Source organism: Streptomyces sp. NPDC090127 (genome assembly GCF_044746945.1).
Lineage (GTDB): Bacteria > Actinomycetota > Actinomycetes > Streptomycetales > Streptomycetaceae > Streptomyces.
The window spans coordinates 36,114-54,152 of sequence record NZ_JBIVDE010000004.1; the positions used below are offsets into that span (position 1 = coordinate 36,114).

Consider the following 18,039-nt stretch of genomic DNA (forward strand, 5'->3'; position numbering starts at 1 on the left):
CGGGAGGGTCTCACCCGGTCCGTCACCAGACCCGGACCGACCCGCCCGGGGCGAACGCCGGGCTGGTGGCGCCCGCCGGGACCTCCTTCAGGGGCTCGGCGATCTCCTCGACGGTCGGGCCGTGCACGGCCGCCAGGGTGTCCAGGAACGGCAGGTCGAAGCCGTAGACGCGGGCCGCGTTCGCGCCGACCATCGCCGCGACCTCCTCCCTCGGCAGCCCCGCGTAGGCGATGCGGAGGCCTTCGCGGGAGTACGGCGTGGTGCCCTCGTCGTGCGGGTAGTCGCTGCCCCACATGATCTTGTCGAGGCCGATCCGGTCGCGTAGCGGCACCTCGTGCGGGCGCATGAAGCTCGCGCCGACGAAGCAGTTGTCGCGCCAGACCTCGCTGGGCCCCTTGCCCATCGACTCCGCGAGGCCCGCCCCGAACTTGGACTCCGCCGTGGCCGCCCGCGAGGCCGCCGCGACCAGCCTCGCGTGGTAGTAGTCCAGCATGTCCATCACCCCCGGGATCCAGCCCGAGCCCTGTTCGGTCAGGACCAGCTTCAGTTCCGGGTGACGGCGGAACGCGCCGCCGAACACCAGGTGCCACAGCGCCCGGTGCGAGAACCAGGTCGTCTCCACCATGAACACCGCCCGCGCCGCCGGTTCGTCGCCGAGCGGTGGCGAGGCGGAGCCGCCGTGGTGGTTGACCGGGACGTCCAGCTCCGCGCAGACCGCCCAGATCGGGTCGTACACCTGCGCGTACAGCTCGGGGATCCCGCTGCCCGGCGGGGCCCCGGGCAGGAGGATGCCGCCGGTGAGGCCGGCCGCCTTGGTCCGGCGGATCTCCCGCACGGCCTCGTCGACGTCGTTGAGCAGGATCTGCGCGACGCCGGCGCGGCGGCCGGGCGCGTCCGCGCAGAACTCCGCGAGCCAGCGGTTGTGCGCGCGCAGCCCCGCCCACCGCTGCTCGTACTCCTCGCGCGTCGGCGCGGGCGCCATGAGGGACGCCGAAGGGAAGAACGGCGGGATGGTGTTGGGGAAGACGACCTCGGCGACGATGCCGTCCGCCTCCAGTTCGCGCACCCTGCGCCCGGAGTTCCAGTTGCGGTCGGCGGTGTCGGCGAGCAGGTCCTCGTACGGGTTGACGTAGCCGGCCGCCCAGGCGTCGAAGGCGTCGTGGTGCTTCTTCTCCAGGTACGGCTTGTAGTCGAGGAGGTCGGCGCCCGCGTGGCAGTCCGCCGAGATGACGGTGTAGCGGTCCATCAGCTCACCCCCAGGGTGGGGAAGTCGTGGTCCGTGAGCCAGTGGCGTCCCACCTCGCGGGAGCGGGCCCAGGAGGCCTCCACGGCCTCCTGGTCGGGCGACTGGCCGAGGTCGGCCGGGGTGGGGCCGATGCGGCGGGCGAGGGGGGCCAGCGCCTCGACGTCGAAGCCGAAGACCTCCGCCGCCGCGAGGCCCAGCATCCGCCGCGTCTCCTCCACCGGGATGTCGTGGAAGGTGTTCCGCAACCACGCGCGCGTGTTCGGCCAGGTCCCCTCGGGGTGCGGGAAGTCCGAGCCCCACAGGATGTTGTCCACGCCGATCTCGTACCGCTGCGCCAGCTCCCGCCGCTTGGTGTTGGTGGCGCAGACGAAGACCTGGCGGTCCAGGTACTCGCTCGGCGGGCGCTTCAGCTCAGCGAACGGGGACAGCTTCTTGCCGCCGTGGGCGCCGAGGTAGAGCCGGTCCATGAACCAGAGCAGGTTCGGCAGCCACCAGCAGCCGGACTCGGCGACCCCGAACCTCAGCCCCGGGTGGCGCTCGAAGACCCCGGACCACAGCAGGAACCACAGCGGCCGGGCCGGCCACCAGGTCACCTCGCTGACGTAGATGCCGAGATGGTCGCCGTACTCCTCGCGCGGCGCCGCGCCCGAGTGGGTGACGAGCGGCATCCCCGCCTCGGCGGCGGCCGCCCAGATCGGGTCGTACCGCCGGTCGTGGTACGGCTCCTTGTCCACCCACATCGACGGGATCATCAGCGCACCGAGCCCGGACTCCTTGGCCCGGTGGATCTCGGCGACCACCTGCGCGGGCTCGGCCGTGATCGGCAGCAGCGCCACCCCGCAGTGCCGTTCGGGGTTCTGTCCGACGAACTCGGCGAGCCAGCGGTTGTGCGCCTGCGCGCCCGCCATGCCGAGTTCCGGGTCCTGGTCGCCGGAGAGCCCGAGGCCGACCCCGAAGGGCGCCGCGGTCTGGCTGTCGACGGCGTCCGCGTCGGGGAAGACCACCTCGGCCGCGACCCCGTCGCCGTCCAGCTCCTTGAGCCGCTGGGCGGCGTCCCAGCCGCCCCGCAGCCCCTCCTCGTTGTCGCTGAACCACTTGTTCGCGAAGGCCTCGTTGCGCACCCCGAGCCGGGTCATCGCCGCGCGGCGGGCCTCGCGCCCGGCGAGGAAGTCGTCGAAGTCCCGGTGGAAGCGGGAGTCGAGATAGGGCCGGTAGCGCTCGGTGGGCAGACCGGCGTGACAGTCGGAGGAGATGATCAGATACGGATCTTCATGGCTCATGGCGTGCCCCTCGGTCGGGAGTCAGTCGAGGATGAAGTTCTCCAGGTACGTCGGGGCGGCGCGGTCGAGCATCGACCGCGAGCGCGCCCGGATCTGCCGGTCGCTGTGCTCGCTCGCCGGCAGCATCCAGAACCGGTCGGCGCGGATGCCGTCGACGACGTGCTCCGCGACCTCCTCGACGGGAGTGAAGGCGACCTCCTGGCCGGCCTCCTTCATGGCCGCCTCCCACTGGTCGAGGCTGCGGTACGGGGTCCTGCGCGGCCGTTCCTTGGCGTACCGCTCGGGCCGGTTGCGGTGCGACTCCCACAGGCCGGTGCGCAGCATGTGAGGGCCCGGGAAGAGCACGGACGCCCCCACGCGCGCGTGCTCGGCCTTCAGGTGCGCGTACAGCGACTCGGTCATGGTGACGACGGCCGCCTTGGTGACGGCGTAGACGGAGGCGGTGGGCAGCGGCGCGATCCCGCCGTCGCCGGAGGAGGTGTTGACGACGTGCCCGGGTTCGCCGCCGGCGATCATGCGCGGGACGAAGGCCTGGATGCCGTGGAAGACGCCCCAGACGTTGACGGAGAACGCCCATTTCCAGTCGTTGGGCTCGTGCTCCCACATCCGGCCCTCGGCGCCCGAGCCGACGCCCGCGTTGTTGCAGAGGACGTGCACGGCGCCGAAGGTGTCGAAGGCCGCGTCGGCGAGGGCCCGTACGGACTCCGGGTCGCTGACGTCGACGGTACGGGCGAGGACCTCCGCCCCGCCCTCGGTCAGCTCCTCGGCCGCCTGGGCGAGCGCCGCCTCCTCCACGTCGCCGAGGACGACGGAGAGGCCCTCGGCGGCGAAGCGACGGGCCATCGCGAGCCCGATGCCGCTCGCCGCGCCGGTGACGACCGCGACCTGTCCCTGACGCAGCTCCATCACACGCTCCCTTCCGGCGGGCCGTCGAGGATCTGCTGCGGGTCGTCGTAGCGCTGGTGGATGTAGGGCAGGAGGGCCTGGGCGCTCACCCGTTCCGCGACCCGGCCCTTCTGGTCGGTGGTCTTCTCACCGAGGGTGATCTCGACGATCCGGCGGACGGGGAGGTCGGCGACCGGGTCGTACATGGACTCCCGCAGCACGATGTCGCCGGTCACCCGCTCCAGCCTGCGCACCTTCTCGTTGCGGAGGCAGTGGACGAGGACGGGGTCGGCGTCGAAGCCGGTGCCGTCCACGCCCGGCAGGAACTTGAAGTAGAAGTCGGTCTTCTCGGTGGGTTCGGGCAGCGGGAGCGGTCCGGAGACCGCGCCGCGCACCTCGACGAAGTCGATGCCGTGCCGGCCGAGGGCGGCGCGGACGACGAGCCCGTCGCGTTCGACGACGACCTGGCCGAGCTTCTTCGGCTCGCCGAAGACCTCGCGGCCGCCGATGAGGGCCCGTTCCAGGGTCATCGGCATGACGAGCGGGTACCAGCCCTCCTGGTCGCCGTGGGCGGCGGCCACCGCGACCGAGCCCGCGCCGAGGGGGTAGCCCGGCAGGTTGACCTGGCTGATGTTGGCCCGGACCAGGGGCCGCTCGGTGGGTTTCAGCGGCGGCGGCAGGACCGCCGCGACGACGTCCGGGTCGGTCTCCCAGACGGCGACCACTCCGGTGGACCAGATGTCGGGGAGGTTGCTGCTCCTGGCGCGGGCCGCCGAGATCTCGGCGTCGGTGCGCGCCCCGTACCGTACTCGTGCCATGACGTACCACCCTTCAGGGACCGTCGGCCTGTAACACAGTTACACCGGTGGCGATGAAGGGTAAAGAGCCGTGCACGGAGCAGAACGGGGGAACGGATGGCGCGCAGCGCACTCACCCGCGAGGAGGTCCTGGCGGCCGCCGCGGCGCTCGTGAAGCAGCACGGCCCGGACGCCCTCACCATGCGGGGGCTGGCGGCCGAGCTCGGCACGGCGGTGACCTCGATCTACTGGCACGTCGGCAACCGGGAGTCGCTCCTGGACGCGCTGGTCGAGCGGACGGTCGCCGACCTCGCCTCGATCGGCGCCCGCGGCCGCACGCCCGCCGAGCGGATCGTCTCGGTGGCCCGGGCGCTCCGCCGCGAGCTGCGCGACCGCCCGCACCTGGTGGCGATGGTCCACGAACGGGGGCTGACGGAACGGATGTTCCTGCCCGCGCAGCGCGCGCTCGCCCACGAGGTCCACGCGGCGGGGCTGCGCGGAGCGCGGGCGGCGGAGGTGGTCCGGGCGGTGCAGTTCCAGGTGGTCGGCTACGTCCTGGTGGAACGCAACCGCGAACGGGCCCCGGCCCAGTCCCCCGCCGAGGACGAGCCCGGCCAGGCCGGCCCCGACGATCCGGACGACCCCGCCCTGCACCGCGCCCTGGCGCGCCCGGTCGACACGGAGCGCCTGTTCACCGCCTCCGTACGGGCCCTGGTGGAGGGCCTGCTGGCGACCGGTCGGCCTGACCCGGTGAACTCCCGTACGGGGCGCGTGTCCTGACGCCCGCGAGCCGGGCCGCCGTCCGCCGGATGGCCGGTTCCGAGGGGTGGGAGGGGCACCGGGGCGCCGGGGTGTCAGTAGGGGCCCGTATTCTCAGTGACCATGCTCGACGACCGCACGACAGCAGCAACGTGGCCGACCGCCTACCCACAGGGGTACGCGGTCGTCGACGTGGAGACCACCGGACTCGCCCGCGACGACCGGATAGTGTCGGCTGCCGTCTACCGCCTGGACGCCCAGGGGAACGTCGAGGACCACTGGTACACGCTGGTCAATCCGGAGCGCGACCCCGGACCGGTCTGGATCCACGGCCTCACCCGTGACCTGCTGGAGGGCGCGCCGCTCTTCCCGGAGATCGCCGCCGAGTTCTCCGCGCGGCTCGACGGCCGGGTCCTGGTGGCGCACAACGCGCTCTTCGACTGGTCGATGATCGCCCGCGAGTACGCCCGGGCCGAGCGCACCGCGCCCGTGCGGCAGCGGCTCTGCACCATCGCGCTCGCCAAGGAGCTGTCGCTCCCGCTGCCCAACCACAAGCTGGAGTCGCTGGCCGCGCACTTCGGTGTCGTCCAGCAGCGGGCGCACAACGCGCTGGACGACGCGCGGGTGCTGGCCGAGGCGTTCCGGCCGAGCCTGCACACGGCGGCCGAGCGGAACGTACGGCTCCCGCTGCTGGAGTGCCGGCCGCTGACCGAGTGGGTGTCCACGCCCGCCCCGGCCAGGATCGGCCACCAGGCCTCGTACGCCACGAACGGCTGGCGCCCCTCGCGCAAGCGGCCGCCGTGCCCGCACCCGAACCCCGGACGTTACGAAGCGGACAAACCGCTCAAGCAGGGTATGCGGGTGGCGTTCTCGGGCGACACCTCCATCGACCGCGAGCTGCTGGAGGACCGCGCGGTCGAGGCCGGGCTCCATGTCGCGAGCGGCGTCTCCCGGCTGACGAGCCTGCTGGTGACGAACGATCCGGACTCCGCCACCTCCAAGACGGTCAAGGCGAAGTCCTTCGGCACGCCGATCGTCGACGAGGCCGCCTTCACCCAACTGCTGCGGGACGTGGCCCCGGCAGACGGGTGAAACACCGGGCGTGCCGCCCGCGGCTCGTCCGCCGCGGGCAGCACCCTGTGGCGCATGGCACGTTGTGAGGTCTGCGGAAACGATTACGGCATGTCCTTCGAGGTGCACGCGCAGGGCGCGGTGCACGTCTTCGACTGCTTCTCCTGCGCCATTCACCGCATGGCGCCCATCTGTGAGCACTGCAAGGTCCAGATCATCGGCCAGGGCGTCGAGGTCGAGGGCGCCTGGTACTGCGGCGGACACTGCGCCCGCGCGGAGGGAAAGGCGGGGATCGTCGACCACGTATGAGCCCGGACCGCGCGTCCGAGCCCGGACCGCGCGCCCTTCCCGCACCCCCGTCGGAGCCCCCCTGCGTGCGCCCCATGACCACGGTTGTACGGTCATGGGGTGTACCGCTTCCTGTTGTCCCGGCAGTGGGTGATCCTCACCCTCGTCGCCCTCGTCCTCGTCCCGACGATGATCGAGCTGGGCTTCTGGCAGTTCCACCGGCACGAGCGCCGGGTCGCCCAGAACGCCCTGATCGCGGACAACCTCACGGCGCGGCCCGTCCCCGTCGAGCAGCTGACCTCCCCCGGCCACACCGTCCCGCGCGCCGACTACTGGCGTACGGTCACGGCCACCGGCACCTTCGACTCCGCGCACGAGGTCGTCGTCCGGCGGCGCACCAACGCGGACGACATGCAGGGCGTCATGGTGCTCACCCCGCTGGTCCTCACGGACGGCCGGGCCGTCGTCGTCAACCGCGGCTGGGTCCCGGCCGCACCGGACCAGAAGGCGTACCCCGAGGTCCCGCCCGCCCCCACGGGCGAGGTGACCGTCACCGGCCGGCTCAAGGCGGACGAGACGACCGGCGCCAGCGGCATCAAGGACCTGCGAGGCCTGCCGGACCGTCAGGTGATGCTGATCAACAGCGGCCAGCAGGCGGAGCTGACCGGCCTCACCGTGCTCGGCGGCTACGTCGAGCAGACCGCGCCCGGATCGCCGGGCGGCTCCCCCGAGCTGGTCCCCGAACCCGACCACGACTCGATCGGCGCGCACATGGCGTACGCCGTCCAGTGGTGGCTCTTCACGGCCGGTGTGCCCGTCGGCTGGGTGATCCTGGTGCGCCGCGAGAAGCACGACCGGGAGGCGGCGGCCCGGACGGACGGTGGCGCGGGAACTCCCGAACCCGCGCCCGCGGCGGTGTAGGCCGCAGGCCCGCAGCCGGGTAGACCCCAGTCCCGCGGCGGCGTAGGCCCCAGGCAGGCCCCCCGGCGGCGTAGACCGGCCGCAGCGGCGTAGGCCACAGCGTTCACCTGATTGACCGTCGCCTCGCGCGGGAACACGCCAGAGCGTGACGCAACGTATCGACGACTACGCCCTCATCGGTGATCTGCAGACCGCCGCGCTCGTCGGACGCGACGGGTCGATCGACTGGTTGTGTCTGCCGCGCTTCGACTCCGGCGCGTGTTTCGCCGCGCTCCTCGGCGACGAGGAGAACGGCCACTGGCGCATCGCCCCCAAGGGAGCCACGACCTGCACCACCAGAGGCTACGCGGGTGACTCCCTGGTCCTGGAGACGTACTGGGAGACCCGCGGCGGCACCGTCAAGGTCATCGACTTCATGCCCCAGCGCGACGCGGCGCCCGACGTCATGCGGATCGTGGAGGGCGTCAGCGGCTCCGTCGAAGTGGAGTCCGTCCTGCGGCTGCGCTTCGACTACGGCTCGGTCGTACCCTGGGTGCGGCGCAGCGACGGCCACCGGGTGGCCGTGGCGGGGCCCGATTCGGCCTGGCTGCGCAGCGAGCCACCGGTGAAGACCTGGGGGCAGCAGTTCTCGACCTGTTCGTCGTTCACCGTCGACGCGGGCGAGAAGGTCGCGTTCGTGCTCACCTGGCACCCCTCGCACCACCCGCGCCCCCCGCTGATCGACCCGTACACCGCGCTCGACGAGTGCCTGACGGACTGGCGGGACTGGGCGGCGCGCTGCGCGTACCAGGGTCCGTACCGCGAGGCCGTGCTGCGCTCGCTGATCACGCTCAAGGCGCTCACCTACGCGCCGACCGGCGGCATCGTCGCCGCGCCCACCACCTCGCTCCCGGAGGAGCTGGGCGGCGTACGGAACTGGGACTACCGCTCCTGCTGGCTCCGCGACTCCACCCTCACCCTCGGCGCGCTGCTGTCCGCCGGCTACGTCGACGAGGCGGCGGCCTGGCGCGACTGGCTGCTGCGGGCGGTCGCGGGCGATCCGGCCGACCTGCAGATCATGTACGGGCCGGGCGGCGAGCGACGGCTGCCGGAGATGGAACTGCCCTGGCTGCGTGGCCACGCGGACTCGGCACCGGTGCGGATCGGGAACGCGGCGGTGGACCAGTTCCAGCTGGACGTGTACGGCGAGGTCATGGACTCCCTCTTCATGGCGCGGGAGGCGGGGATCCCGCCCGTCGACCACGCCTGGAACCTCCAGCTGAGCCTGCTGGGCTTCCTGGAGTCGACCTGGCGGGATCCGGACGAGGGGCTGTGGGAGGTGCGCGGGCCGCGCCGCCAGTTCGTCCACTCGAAGGTGCTGGCCTGGGTCGCCGCCGACCGTGCGGTGCGCACGCTGGAGGCCGACCCCTCGCTGCGCGGCGATCCGGCGCGCTGGCGGGCCATGCGGGACGAGATCCACGCGGATGTGTGCGCCAAGGGGTACGACCCCGAGCGCAACACGTTCACCCAGTCGTACGGCTCGCGGGAACTGGACGCGGCGACGCTGCTGATCCCCCGGTTCGGATTCCTGCCCCCGCACGACCCCCGGGTGGTGGGGACGGTGGACGCGGTACGGAAGGAGTTGACGCACGACGGGTTCGTGCGCCGCTACAGCACCGAGGGCGAGTCGGTCGACGGCCTGCCCGGCGGCGAGGGAACCTTTCTCGTCTGCTCCTTCTGGATGGCCGACGCGCTGCGGATGACGGGGCGGAAGGAGGAGGCCCGGGAACTCTTCGAGCGCCTCCTGACGCTCCGCAACGACGTCGGCCTGCTGGCGGAGGAGTACGACCCGGCGTCGGGACGCCAGCTCGGCAACTTCCCGCAGGCGTTCAGCCACATCGGCCTGGTGGGCACCGCCCTCGCGCTCCCGTGGGAGGAGGCGGCAGGATAGGCCCATGGATCTTGGACTGAAGGACCGTGTGTACGTGGTGACCGGCGGGACGCGCGGGCTCGGCCGTGCCTCCGCCGAGGCGCTGCTCGCCGAGGGCGCGAAGGTGCTGGTCAGCGGGCGCGAGGAGAAGACGGTCGCGGAGGCGGTCGCGGAGCTGGGCCCGGGCGCGGCCGGTCTCGCCGCCGACAACGCGGACCCGCAGGCGCCCGCCCGGCTGATCGCGGAGGCGCGGTCCCGGTTCGGCGGCTTCGACGGCATCCTCGTCAGCGTGGGCGGGCCGGCGCCGGGCTCCGGCGCGGACAACACCGACGAGCAGTGGGCGGCCGCCTTCGACAGCGTCTTCCTCGGCGCGGTACGGATGGCCAGGGCGGCGGCGGAGGAGCTGACCGAGGGCGGAGTCATCGGCTTCGTCCTGTCGGGCTCGGTCCACGAGCCGATCCCGGGCCTGGCGATCTCCAACGGGCTGCGCCCGGGCCTGGCCGGCTTCGCGAAGTCCCTCGCCGGGGACCTGGGCCCGCGCGGCATCCGGGTCGTCGGCGTGCTGCCGGGGCGGATCGACACGGACCGGGTGCGGCAGCTGGACGCCCTGTCGGGCGACGCGGACGCGGCCCGCGCGGCGAACGAGTCCCGCATCCCGCTGCGGCGCTACGGCTCGCCGGAGGAGTACGGGCGCACGGCGGCGTTCCTGCTGTCGCCGGCCGCGTCGTACGTCACCGGCGTGATGATGTCGGTGGACGGCGGCGCGCGGCACGGCTTCTGACGACGCGCGGAACCCGGGCGCGCCTGCGGCTTACGGGCATCGGCGTGAACTCGGGCGCGCGCCTGCGGCGGACGCGCGGCGGTGAGCTCGGGCGCGCGCCAGCGGCTCATGTGCATCGCCTGAACTCACGCGCGCCTGCGGCTCACGTACGCCGTCGTGAGCTCAGGCGCGGGCCTGCGGGCGGGGGCGCGGGGTCACGTCACGCGGCGGGCGCGGTGTTTGACCGCGCGGAGGCGGGCCTCCGTGGGGAGGGAGCGCAGGCCCGTCGAGGTGCGGGCGTTGGCCAGGGCCTCGTCCGAGAGGGTGGCCAGGGCGGCGCGCGGGGAGGCGTACGGCTCCAGCAGCAGCGCCACGCGCGTGCGCGGGGCCGTGCGGCGGCCCGTCAGGGCGACCCGGGCGCGGGACACGCCGTGATGGGCCTTCGCGTCCGCCTCCAGGACGCCCTCCAGGGCCCGGGCCCGTACCGTCGCGCCCTCCCCGTCGCCCGTGTCGATCAGGACATCCGTGAGCCGGGCGCGGCGGAGCTGCGCGAGCAGCCACCACAGGGCGAGCAGCACGAGCACGCCGAGGACGGCGATCACCACCGGCCACCACCAGCCCTCGTCGCGCCACCGCAGCCGGTCCGCCCGGCTGAGCAGGACGTCGGAGGAGCCCGACCACGGCCACCACGAGGGCACCGCCAGATCGAACCCGGCGGCCAGGACGCCCCCGCCGACGGCGATCAGCACCAGACCGATCAGGGCGAGCAGCACACGGTTGACGCGGCGCAGTACGGCGGTCACGCCCGTCCTCCCTTCGTCGGCGGGCGGCCCACCCGGACCTTCAGCTCCGGTGGGCGGGCGAGGCCCAGGTCGTCGATGCCGGTGGCGAGGACGCTCCGCACGTCGGCGCGGACCGCGTCGAGTTCGCGGAAGTGCGAGACCGCCCGGACGGCGACCTTCCTGCGCCGCATCCGTACCCGTACCGACTGCACGCCCGAGACCTCCATCGCCCGGTCGCGCAGGGTCAGCGCGGCGGCGTCGCGGTCGAGGCCGGCCCGCAGGTCGGTGTGGTCGCGTCGCATCGGCAGGACGGAGCGCAGCCCGGGGGTGCACGCCAGGATCAGGAGCCAGAGGCCGATGAGGGCGGCGAGGGACGCGCCGGCCAGCACCCAGGTGTTGTCGAGGGGCCGGGTCGCCAGCTCGTCGGCGAGTTCGCGGCGCCAGCTCATGGCCGTGCGGCCGGCCCGTACGGCGGCCACGTCGTAGAGCAGCAGGCCGGTGCCGCCGAGGAGGATCAGGGCGGTGAGCCCGGCGGGGATGCGCCGTACCGCCCAGAAGCGGCGCGCGCGGGGCCCGGCCGGCGGGTCCTTCTCCAGGGGTACGGGTGCGTCCTCGGCGCCCGTACCCGTCTCCGTCTCCGTCGTCATCGCAGCCTCCGCCCGTCCGCCTCGCGCGCCGTGTGCGGCGAGTGCAGCCGCTCGACGTGGACGGTGACCTCGGGTACCTCGAGGCCCGCCAACTCCCGCACGCGCCGCATCACCTGACTGCGCACCGCGCCGCACTGGCGGCCGACGTCCGAGGGGTAGCCCAGTTCCAGGCTGACCGAGACGCGCGCGGTGTCACGGGTCACGACGACCGAGGCCTGCGGCCCGGAGCCGGCCCGGGGCACCGCGTCGAGAGCCTCCCGCGCGGCCCGCGCGGCGATCTTCGCGACCACCCGGTCGGCGATCGTGGTCGCGCCACGGCCGGCCGGACCCACCCGCTCGACTGTCACCCCCGGTCACCGCCGCCGGTCGCCGCGCTCGCGACTCCGGAAGAAGTCGCCGGGTTCGAGGTCGCCCTCGAGGAACCTCCCGACGACGAAGCCGATCGCGCCCAACGCCGCGACCAGTACGAACGCCCCGAATCCGCCGAAGTACCCGGCGAACCCGAGGGCCATTCCGGCCACAAGGCCGACGACAGCCATTTTCATGCTGAGCCCTTTCAGTCGGAGTGCCGACGACTACTGGAGCCGCGACTCCGGCTCCTCTTCCTCGTCCTCCGGCAGCTTCACGTCGCTGACCGCGATGTTGACCTCGACGACCTCGAGGCCGGTCATCCGCTCGACCTCCGCGATGACGTTCTCGCGCACGGCACCGGCCACCTCGGAGATGGAGGCGCCGTACTCGACGACGATCTCCAGGTCGAGCGCGGTCTGCACCTCGCCGACCTCGGCCTTGACGCCGCGCGTGGCGCCCGCCTTGTTGCCCCCTCCGCCGGGGACCCGGTCGCGCACGGCGCCGAGGGTGCGGGAGAGCCCGCTCCCCATGGCATGGACGCCGTCGACCTCACGTGCGGCCAGACCGGCGATCTTCTCGACGACGCCGTCGGCGATGGTGGTACGGCCACGGGTGGCGGGGTCGCCGCCGCCACGCTTGGTCACGGACGGGTCGCTGGGGTGTGCGGGGTCGTTCATCACCATTCATCCCTTCTCTGCGCCTACATGTGCCTTTGCCCACATTAGGCTGGGGCAATGACGACGACATCTGGGGCGCGACGGGCGGGGGCGCTCCGTGGGCGATTCAGGCCGGGCCGGCTGCTGCCTCTGGGAGACGCCACGGACGGTGCGTGGCTGGCCGAGAGCGCGGCCAGGAGAGTACTGCTGCGGGCGGCGGCGTCCGTGCGGGGCGTGGTGCCGGGGGCGCTGCGGGTGGGGCTCGCGCAGGAGGGGCCGGACGCGCCCTTCCCCGTACCGCCGGGCGGGTTGCCGCCGGGAACGCTGCGGATCACCGGCGACTTCGCGTCGGAGGCCGCCCAGGCGGCGGTACGGCCGCTGCCGGGTATGGCGGAGGAGGTGCGCGCGGCGCTCCTCACCTCGGCGGAGCGGGAGTTGGGTCTCGTGGTCGCGGCCGTGGACCTGCGGGTGACCGGTCTCGTGGAGGGTCCCGGGGATTCCCCGGCCACCGCTCCCCCAGTCGGGCGATTCGCCCCGGCGCCGGACGACCCGGAGGCGCACGCCCTGCTCGGCGTGCCGGGCATCGCGGGGCTCACGTCCGTCCTGGGCTCCCCGCTCCACCGCACGCCGGGGGCGCTGCGGATCGAACTGGCGGTGGCCGCCGGTCACCGCGCCCTGGACGTGGCCCGTGCGGCGCGCGCCCGGGCGGCCGGGACGGCCCCCGAGGGGACGGCGGTCACGGTCCTGGTCTCGGAACTCCAGTGAGTTCGGGGCACGTGGGCGCGCGGGCACGTGAACAGGCGGGCGCGCGGGCACGTGAACAGGCGGGCGGCCGGGCACGTGAACAGGCGGGCGGCCGGGCGCCAGTGAGCGCGCGCGAGCGAGCGGGCACGCGAGCGCGCGGACGCCAGCGGGCGCACGGCGCGCCACGCCCGCGCCCGCACCGGTCTCCTCAGTCGCCGAGGCCCGCCAGGTCGCGCAGACGACGCGCCTGCGCGGCACGCTCGGCGGTGCGCTGGGCTTCGTACGAGCGATCGGCGGCGCCCTGGAGCAGCGCCTTGGTCTCGATGACGGCGTCGCGCGGGGCGGAGAGCAGCGCGGCGCTCAAGTCCCGTACCGCGCCGTCGAGTTCGTCGGCGGCGACGGCGATGTTGGCGAGGCCGATGCGCTCGGCCTCCTGCGCGTGGACGAAGCGTCCGGTGGCGCAGATCTCCAGCGCGCGGGCGTAGCCGACAAGGCCCACGAGGGGGTGCGTGCCGGTGAGGTCGGGGACGAGTCCGAGGCTGGTCTCGCGCATGGCGAACTGCACGTCCTCGGCGACGACCCGCAGGTCGCAGGCGAGGGCGAGCTGGAACCCGGCACCGATGGCGTGCCCCTGGACGGCCGCGATCGACACGATGTCGCTACGGCGCCACCAGGTGAACGCGTCCTGGTACTCGGCGATGACCGCGTCCAGGTCCTCGTCCGAACCCCGCGCCATCTCCAGGAAGGACGGCTCTCCGTCGAAGCCCTCGGGCGTGAACGCCTGCCGGTCGAGCCCGGCGGAGAAGGACTGTCCCTCGCCGCGCAGGACGACGACCCGCACGCTGCCCGGCAGTGACCGGCCGGCCTCCGTCAACGCCCGCCACAGAGCGGGAGACTGGGCGTTGCGCTTCGCCGGATTGGTCAGGGTCACCGTGGCAACGGCGTCCTCGACGGTGAGCCGTACACCGTCCTTGTCGATGAGAACAGAGTCGAGCGAAGTCATGGGGCGCCTCCGGTTCCGGTGCAGCACTCACTGCTAAGTGACTGCACAGTAACCACCCGGTCGACCGTGCGGGCGACCGGGTGGCCACCGCGAGAACCGATGGACCCGATGAACCGCACCCCGTCAGGCCGAGGCGGCCTTCTTGCCCCGTGTCGCTCCGCCGCGTCCACGCAGCGTGACGCCGGATTCACTGAGCATCCGGTGGACGAATCCGTAGGAGCGACCGGTTTCCTCGGCCAGCGCCCGGATGCTCGCACCGGAGTCGTACTTCTTCTTCAGGTCTGCCGCGAGCTTGTCGCGCGCGGCGCCGGTCACCCGGCTGCCCTTCTTCAGAGTCTCGGCCACCCGTGCCTCCTCATGGGAAGTGCGCTCTGGACTTCTCATGATCACCCCTTCCGGACGTCCTGGCCACCCATTCGACAAGGTCCGTGGCACCAGGTTTGCGCTCCGAGGGGCCGTCGCCACGAGCGGATCCTTTGATTCCGTTCGTGGCGATCCGCGCCCCAGGGCGCGCCGGACCAGGAAGTGCCAGGTCAGCGCGGCAGCGGGCGAACGAAGGCGGCGCGACCCTGACGGAAGGATTCCGCGCAGTGCCGCGCCGGAGGTACGAGACGCCCTCACTCAGATGAAGGATCACCCATGAGCCGAATGATCCAGAGCGAGATGATCAGGCGAGCGCCACGAGGTCCTTGTAGTCGGGGCCCCACAGGTCCTCGACGCCGTCCGGGAGCAGGATGATCCGCTCCGGCTCCAGCGCGTCGACCGCGCCCTCGTCGTGCGTGACGAGGACGACGGCGCCCTTGTAGGTGCGCAGCGCGCCGAGGATCTCCTCGCGGCTGGCCGGGTCGAGGTTGTTGGTGGGCTCGTCGAGGAGCAGCACGTTCGCCGAGGAGACCACCAGGGTCGCCAGCGCCAGACGGGTCTTCTCCCCACCGGAGAGCACTCCGGCCGGCTTGTCGACGTCGTCGCCGGAGAAGAGGAAGGAGCCGAGCGTCTTGCGCACCTCGACGAGGTCGAGGTCGGGAGCGGAGGACCGCATGTTCTCCAGGACGGTGCGCTCGGGGTCGAGCGTCTCGTGCTCCTGGGCGTAGTAGCCGAGCTTGAGGCCGTGGCCCGGGGTCACCTCGCCGGTGTCGGCCTTCTCCGCCCCGGCGAGCAGCCGGAGCAGGGTGGTCTTGCCCGCGCCGTTGAGGCCGAGGATGACGACGCGCGAGCCCTTGTCGATCGCGAGGTTCACATCGGTGAAGATCTCCAGCGAGCCGTACGACTTGGAGAGGCCCTCGGCCGTGAGCGGGGTCTTGCCGCAGGGCGCCGGCTCGGGGAAGCGGAGCTTGGCGACCTTGTCGGAGACGCGGACCGCCTCCAGGCCGGAGAGCAGGCGCTCGGCGCGCTTGGCCATGTTCTGCGCGGCGACGGTCTTGGTGGCCTTGGCGCGCATCTTGTCGGCCTGCGAGTTGAGGGCGGCGGCCTTCTTCTCGGCGTTCTGGCGCTCGCGCCTGCGGCGCTTCTCGTCGGCCTCGCGCTGCTGCTGGTAGAGCTTCCAGCCCATGTTGTAGACGTCGATCGTCGAGCGGTTGGCGTCCAGGTAGAAGACCTTGTTCACGACGGTCTCGACGAGGTCGACGTCGTGGGAGATGACGATGAAGCCGCCGCGGTAGCTCTTCAGGTAGTCGCGCAGCCAGACGATGGAGTCGGCGTCGAGGTGGTTCGTGGGCTCGTCGAGGAGCAGGGTGTCGGCGTCGGAGAAGAGGATCCGGGCCAGCTCGACCCGGCGGCGCTGACCGCCGGAGAGGGTGTGCAGCGGCTGGCCGAGGACCCGGTCGGGCAGGCCGAGGGCGGCGGCGATGGTCGAGGCCTCCGCCTCGGCCGCGTATCCGCCCTTGGTGAGGAACTCGGTCTCCTGGCGCTCGTACTGCTTCATCGCCTTGTCGCGCGTGCCGCCGGTGCCGGTCGCGATGCGCTCCTCGTTCATCCGCATCTTCTTGATGAGGACGTCGAGGCCGCGGGCGGAGAGGATCCGGTCACGGGCCATGACGTCGAGGTCGCCGGTGCGCGGGTCCTGCGGGAGGTAGCCGACCTCGCCGGAGCGGGCGATCTGGCCGGCGGCGGGCATGCCCTCGCCGGCGAGGCACTTGGTGAGGGTGGTCTTGCCCGCTCCGTTACGGCCGACGAGGCCGATGCGGTCGCCCTTGGCGATGCGGAAGGACGCGGACTCGATGAGGATGCGGGCGCCGGCGCGCAGCTCGATGCCGGAAGCGGTGATCACGGACAGACTCCAGGGCGGACGGTTCGGCGGAAAGGGCTGAGAGCGGATTCGACGCCGCTAGTCATGCGCGCGGAGAATGGCCATACGGCCAGTCTAACGGGCGCATGCAACTGCTTTTCGGCCACAGTGCGGGGGCTGCCGACCACCACCCCTTACCGCCCATGCGCGACAAAAGGGGCGATCCCTAGGGGATTCGCCGATACTCGGGCGCAGGGCGGCGGTCACTGCCGCGGCACGACGGCAGAGGGTGGTGGCCCATGCAGTTCGACGACGACGCCGACCTGGACACCTCGGAGGTCAAGGACGTCCGCGGCAGCCGCGTCCCCGGCGGAAAGGCCACGGTAGGCGGCGGGATCGTCGGCTTCATCGCGCTGATTCTGGGAGTGCTCTTCGGGGTCGGCCCCGAGCAGCTGGGACTCTCCTCCGGCGACCCCGCGCCGGTCGCGACCGCGTCCTCGCTCGCCCAGGTCGAGCAGACCTGCCGGACCGGCGCGGACGCGAACACCCGCGAGGACTGCCGGACCGTGGCGGTCGTCAACAGCGTGCAGGACTTCTGGCGGTCGGAGTACGCGCGACGCGGCGGCCGGTACGGGGACGCGCGCACGGTCATGTTCAGCGACAGGGTCGCCACGGCCTGCGGTTCGGCCACCTCGGCGGTGGGGCCCTTCTACTGCCCCGGCGACCGCCAGGTCTATCTGGACCTGGGCTTCTTCGACGAGCTGCGGAACACCTTCGGGTCGAGCGGCGACTTCGCCCAGGCCTACGTGGTGGCGCACGAGTACGGCCACCACATCCAGAACATGATGGGCACCCTGGCCCGTTCCCAGGACGGGCGGACGGGCGCCGGTTCCAACGCCGTACGGGTCGAGCTCCAGGCGGACTGCTACGCGGGGGTCTGGGCGCGCCACGCGACGACCACGCCGGACGAGAAGACCGGCCGTCCGCTGCTCACACAGCTGACCGACCAGGACATCAGGGACGGCATGGAGGCGGCGGCCGCCGTGGGCGACGACCGGATCCAGGAGAAGTTCCAGGGCCGGGTGACGCCGGAGAACTGGACCCACGGCTCGGCGGCGCAGCGCCAGCAGTGGTTCTACACCGGGTACACGAGCGGGGACATGGCGCGGTGCAACACCTTCCGCTGAGGCCCGCGATGTCAGCGCCGGATGCCAGACTGAGATGCAGGTCACATTCGGCCACGAGGAGGAGTGATCGGGATGGCTGAGGCACCCCATATCTGTCCGACCCTGACCTACCACGACGCGCACACGGCGATCCGGCAGCTGACGGAGGCGTTCGGCTTCACCCGCACCGCGGTGTACGAGGGTGAGGACGGCAGGGTCATGCACGCCGAGCTGTCGTACGGCAACGGGACGGTGATGCTCGGCAGCAAGGGCACGGGCACCGAGTTCGACAAGCTGGTCGACGGCTCCGGGCCCAGCGGGGTGTACGTCCACGTGGACGACGTGGACGAACACCACGCGCGGGCGGTGGCCCATGGCGTCGAGATCGTGATGCCGCCGACGGACCAGGACTACGGCTCGCGGGACTACATCGCCCGCGACGGCGAGGGGAACGTCTGGAGCTTCGGCACCTACCTGCCGGGGGCCACCGGCTGAGACTGGCGGCCCGGGAGGCGGGACCCGGGGGTGGTGAGGCCGGGAGCGTCCCGGG

General features: G+C 72.7%; 21 protein-coding genes. 9 read left to right on the forward strand and 12 right to left on the reverse strand.

Translation table 11 applies throughout. The annotated features are described in order from the left end of the window. Positions 1 to 22: 22 nt before the first annotated feature. From ACIPPS_RS15740 to ACIPPS_RS15755, 4 genes are read right to left on the reverse strand one after another with little or no spacing between them, the layout of a single operon-like run. The gene (locus ACIPPS_RS15740) at positions 23 to 1,246 is read right to left on the reverse strand and encodes an amidohydrolase family protein (protein ID WP_401431558.1); all 1,224 of its coding nucleotides are present in this window, start codon (positions 1,244 to 1,246) and stop codon (positions 23 to 25) included. Beyond that, positions 1,246 to 2,526 (reverse strand): amidohydrolase family protein, encoded by a 1,281-nt coding sequence (locus ACIPPS_RS15745; protein WP_401431561.1) that lies wholly within the window; start codon positions 2,524 to 2,526, stop codon positions 1,246 to 1,248. The genes ACIPPS_RS15740 and ACIPPS_RS15745 overlap by 1 nt, the downstream gene beginning before the upstream one ends. Positions 2,527 to 2,547: 21 nt before the next feature. Beyond that, a complete protein-coding gene (locus ACIPPS_RS15750) occupies positions 2,548 to 3,432 on the reverse strand; it encodes an SDR family NAD(P)-dependent oxidoreductase (protein ID WP_401431564.1) in 885 nt (294 codons plus the stop codon). Beyond that, positions 3,432 to 4,229 carry an acetoacetate decarboxylase family protein gene (locus ACIPPS_RS15755; protein ID WP_401431566.1) on the reverse strand — a complete coding sequence of 266 codons (798 nt, stop codon included), beginning with the start codon at positions 4,227 to 4,229 and terminating at the stop codon, positions 3,432 to 3,434. The genes ACIPPS_RS15750 and ACIPPS_RS15755 overlap by 1 nt, the downstream gene beginning before the upstream one ends. 96 nt (positions 4,230 to 4,325) lie before the next feature. Between ACIPPS_RS15755 and ACIPPS_RS15760 the strand changes: the two genes are divergently transcribed. The 6 genes from ACIPPS_RS15760 to ACIPPS_RS15785 all read left to right on the forward strand — a co-directional run bounded on the left by ACIPPS_RS15760 (position 4,326) and on the right by ACIPPS_RS15785 (position 9,937). Next, positions 4,326 to 4,988 (forward strand): TetR/AcrR family transcriptional regulator, encoded by a 663-nt coding sequence (locus tag ACIPPS_RS15760; RefSeq protein ID WP_401431568.1) that lies wholly within the window; start codon positions 4,326 to 4,328, stop codon positions 4,986 to 4,988. 96 nt (positions 4,989 to 5,084) lie between these two features. After that, positions 5,085 to 6,059: a DEDDh family exonuclease gene (locus ACIPPS_RS15765; protein WP_401431571.1), complete on the forward strand. Its 975-nt coding sequence runs from the start codon at positions 5,085 to 5,087 to the stop codon at positions 6,057 to 6,059. 54 nt (positions 6,060 to 6,113) lie between these two features. Further along, positions 6,114 to 6,347, forward strand: a complete 234-nt coding sequence (locus ACIPPS_RS15770) for a hypothetical protein (RefSeq protein WP_401431574.1) — start codon at positions 6,114 to 6,116, stop codon at positions 6,345 to 6,347. Positions 6,348 to 6,446: 99 nt separating this feature from the next. Next, positions 6,447 to 7,247 carry an SURF1 family protein gene (locus ACIPPS_RS15775; protein WP_401431577.1) on the forward strand — a complete coding sequence of 267 codons (801 nt, stop codon included), beginning with the start codon at positions 6,447 to 6,449 and terminating at the stop codon, positions 7,245 to 7,247. A gap of 145 nt (positions 7,248 to 7,392) precedes the next feature. After that, complete coding sequence (locus ACIPPS_RS15780; RefSeq protein ID WP_401431580.1) at positions 7,393 to 9,177, forward strand: glycoside hydrolase family 15 protein; 1,785 nt, start codon at positions 7,393 to 7,395, stop codon at positions 9,175 to 9,177. Between the two features lie 4 nt (positions 9,178 to 9,181). Continuing rightward, a complete protein-coding gene (locus tag ACIPPS_RS15785; RefSeq protein ID WP_401431583.1) occupies positions 9,182 to 9,937 on the forward strand; it encodes an SDR family oxidoreductase in 756 nt (251 codons plus the stop codon). Positions 9,938 to 10,131: 194 nt separating this feature from the next. On the opposite strand, the gene amaP is transcribed toward ACIPPS_RS15785, so the two are convergent. From amaP to ACIPPS_RS15810, 5 genes are read right to left on the reverse strand one after another with little or no spacing between them, the layout of a single operon-like run. Further along, a complete protein-coding gene (amaP, locus tag ACIPPS_RS15790) occupies positions 10,132 to 10,719 on the reverse strand; it encodes an alkaline shock response membrane anchor protein AmaP (protein WP_401431585.1) in 588 nt (195 codons plus the stop codon). After that, the gene (locus tag ACIPPS_RS15795) at positions 10,716 to 11,345 is read right to left on the reverse strand and encodes a DUF6286 domain-containing protein (protein ID WP_401431587.1); all 630 of its coding nucleotides are present in this window, start codon (positions 11,343 to 11,345) and stop codon (positions 10,716 to 10,718) included. The genes amaP and ACIPPS_RS15795 overlap by 4 nt, the downstream gene beginning before the upstream one ends. After that, positions 11,342 to 11,692: an Asp23/Gls24 family envelope stress response protein gene (locus ACIPPS_RS15800; RefSeq protein WP_401431590.1), complete on the reverse strand. Its 351-nt coding sequence runs from the start codon at positions 11,690 to 11,692 to the stop codon at positions 11,342 to 11,344. The genes ACIPPS_RS15795 and ACIPPS_RS15800 overlap by 4 nt, the downstream gene beginning before the upstream one ends. A gap of 6 nt (positions 11,693 to 11,698) precedes the next feature. Then, on the reverse strand, positions 11,699 to 11,890 hold the full coding sequence (locus tag ACIPPS_RS15805; protein WP_401431593.1) for a hypothetical protein: 192 nt from the start codon (positions 11,888 to 11,890) through the stop codon (positions 11,699 to 11,701). A gap of 30 nt (positions 11,891 to 11,920) precedes the next feature. Beyond that, positions 11,921 to 12,373: an Asp23/Gls24 family envelope stress response protein gene (locus tag ACIPPS_RS15810; protein WP_401431596.1), complete on the reverse strand. Its 453-nt coding sequence runs from the start codon at positions 12,371 to 12,373 to the stop codon at positions 11,921 to 11,923. A 213-nt stretch (positions 12,374 to 12,586) separates the two neighbouring features. On the opposite strand from ACIPPS_RS15810, the gene ACIPPS_RS15815 reads away from it, so the two are divergent. Next, on the forward strand, positions 12,587 to 13,117 hold the full coding sequence (locus ACIPPS_RS15815) for a hypothetical protein (RefSeq protein ID WP_401431598.1): 531 nt from the start codon (positions 12,587 to 12,589) through the stop codon (positions 13,115 to 13,117). Positions 13,118 to 13,304: 187 nt separating this feature from the next. Here ACIPPS_RS15815 and ACIPPS_RS15820 read toward each other — a convergent pair whose 3' ends face one another. The 3 genes from ACIPPS_RS15820 to ACIPPS_RS15830 form a co-directional block, all read right to left on the reverse strand. After that, a complete protein-coding gene (locus tag ACIPPS_RS15820; protein WP_401431600.1) occupies positions 13,305 to 14,099 on the reverse strand; it encodes an enoyl-CoA hydratase/isomerase family protein in 795 nt (264 codons plus the stop codon). A 123-nt stretch (positions 14,100 to 14,222) separates the two neighbouring features. Beyond that, the gene (locus ACIPPS_RS15825) at positions 14,223 to 14,444 is read right to left on the reverse strand and encodes a helix-turn-helix domain-containing protein (protein ID WP_006123601.1); all 222 of its coding nucleotides are present in this window, start codon (positions 14,442 to 14,444) and stop codon (positions 14,223 to 14,225) included. 322 nt (positions 14,445 to 14,766) lie between these two features. Next, entirely contained in the window at positions 14,767 to 16,365 is a 1,599-nt protein-coding gene (locus tag ACIPPS_RS15830; protein ID WP_401431603.1) for an ABC-F family ATP-binding cassette domain-containing protein, read from the reverse strand. A 257-nt stretch (positions 16,366 to 16,622) separates the two neighbouring features. On the opposite strand from ACIPPS_RS15830, the gene ACIPPS_RS15835 reads away from it, so the two are divergent. Both ACIPPS_RS15835 and ACIPPS_RS15840 read left to right on the forward strand, forming a co-directional pair. After that, entirely contained in the window at positions 16,623 to 17,510 is an 888-nt protein-coding gene (locus tag ACIPPS_RS15835; RefSeq protein WP_401431605.1) for a neutral zinc metallopeptidase, read from the forward strand. Between the two features lie 72 nt (positions 17,511 to 17,582). Next, on the forward strand, positions 17,583 to 17,984 hold the full coding sequence (locus ACIPPS_RS15840; RefSeq protein WP_401431607.1) for a VOC family protein: 402 nt from the start codon (positions 17,583 to 17,585) through the stop codon (positions 17,982 to 17,984). Positions 17,985 to 18,039 lie beyond the last annotated feature (55 nt).

Excerpts from the sequence above, each read along its gene's own strand:
- ACIPPS_RS15755 (WP_401431566.1), bottom strand. The coding sequence starts at position 4,229 with ATGGCACGAGTACGGTACGGGGCGCGCACCGACGCCGAGATCTCGGCG.
- ACIPPS_RS15740 (WP_401431558.1), bottom strand. The coding sequence starts at position 1,246 with ATGGACCGCTACACCGTCATCTCGGCGGACTGCCACGCGGGCGCCGAC.
- ACIPPS_RS15805 (WP_401431593.1), bottom strand. The coding sequence starts at position 11,890 with ATGAAAATGGCTGTCGTCGGCCTTGTGGCCGGAATGGCCCTCGGGTTC.
- ACIPPS_RS15750 (WP_401431564.1), bottom strand. The coding sequence starts at position 3,432 with ATGGAGCTGCGTCAGGGACAGGTCGCGGTCGTCACCGGCGCGGCGAGC.
- ACIPPS_RS15835 (WP_401431605.1), top strand. The coding sequence starts at position 16,623 with ATGCAGTTCGACGACGACGCCGACCTGGACACCTCGGAGGTCAAGGAC.
- ACIPPS_RS15785 (WP_401431583.1), top strand. The coding sequence starts at position 9,182 with ATGGATCTTGGACTGAAGGACCGTGTGTACGTGGTGACCGGCGGGACG.
- ACIPPS_RS15820 (WP_401431600.1), bottom strand. The coding sequence starts at position 14,099 with ATGACTTCGCTCGACTCTGTTCTCATCGACAAGGACGGTGTACGGCTC.
- ACIPPS_RS15810 (WP_401431596.1), bottom strand. The coding sequence starts at position 12,373 with ATGAACGACCCCGCACACCCCAGCGACCCGTCCGTGACCAAGCGTGGC.
- ACIPPS_RS15795 (WP_401431587.1), bottom strand. The coding sequence starts at position 11,345 with ATGACGACGGAGACGGAGACGGGTACGGGCGCCGAGGACGCACCCGTA.
- ACIPPS_RS15840 (WP_401431607.1), top strand. The coding sequence starts at position 17,583 with ATGGCTGAGGCACCCCATATCTGTCCGACCCTGACCTACCACGACGCG.
- ACIPPS_RS15745 (WP_401431561.1), bottom strand. The coding sequence starts at position 2,526 with ATGAGCCATGAAGATCCGTATCTGATCATCTCCTCCGACTGTCACGCC.
- ACIPPS_RS15760 (WP_401431568.1), top strand. The coding sequence starts at position 4,326 with ATGGCGCGCAGCGCACTCACCCGCGAGGAGGTCCTGGCGGCCGCCGCG.
- ACIPPS_RS15770 (WP_401431574.1), top strand. The coding sequence starts at position 6,114 with ATGGCACGTTGTGAGGTCTGCGGAAACGATTACGGCATGTCCTTCGAG.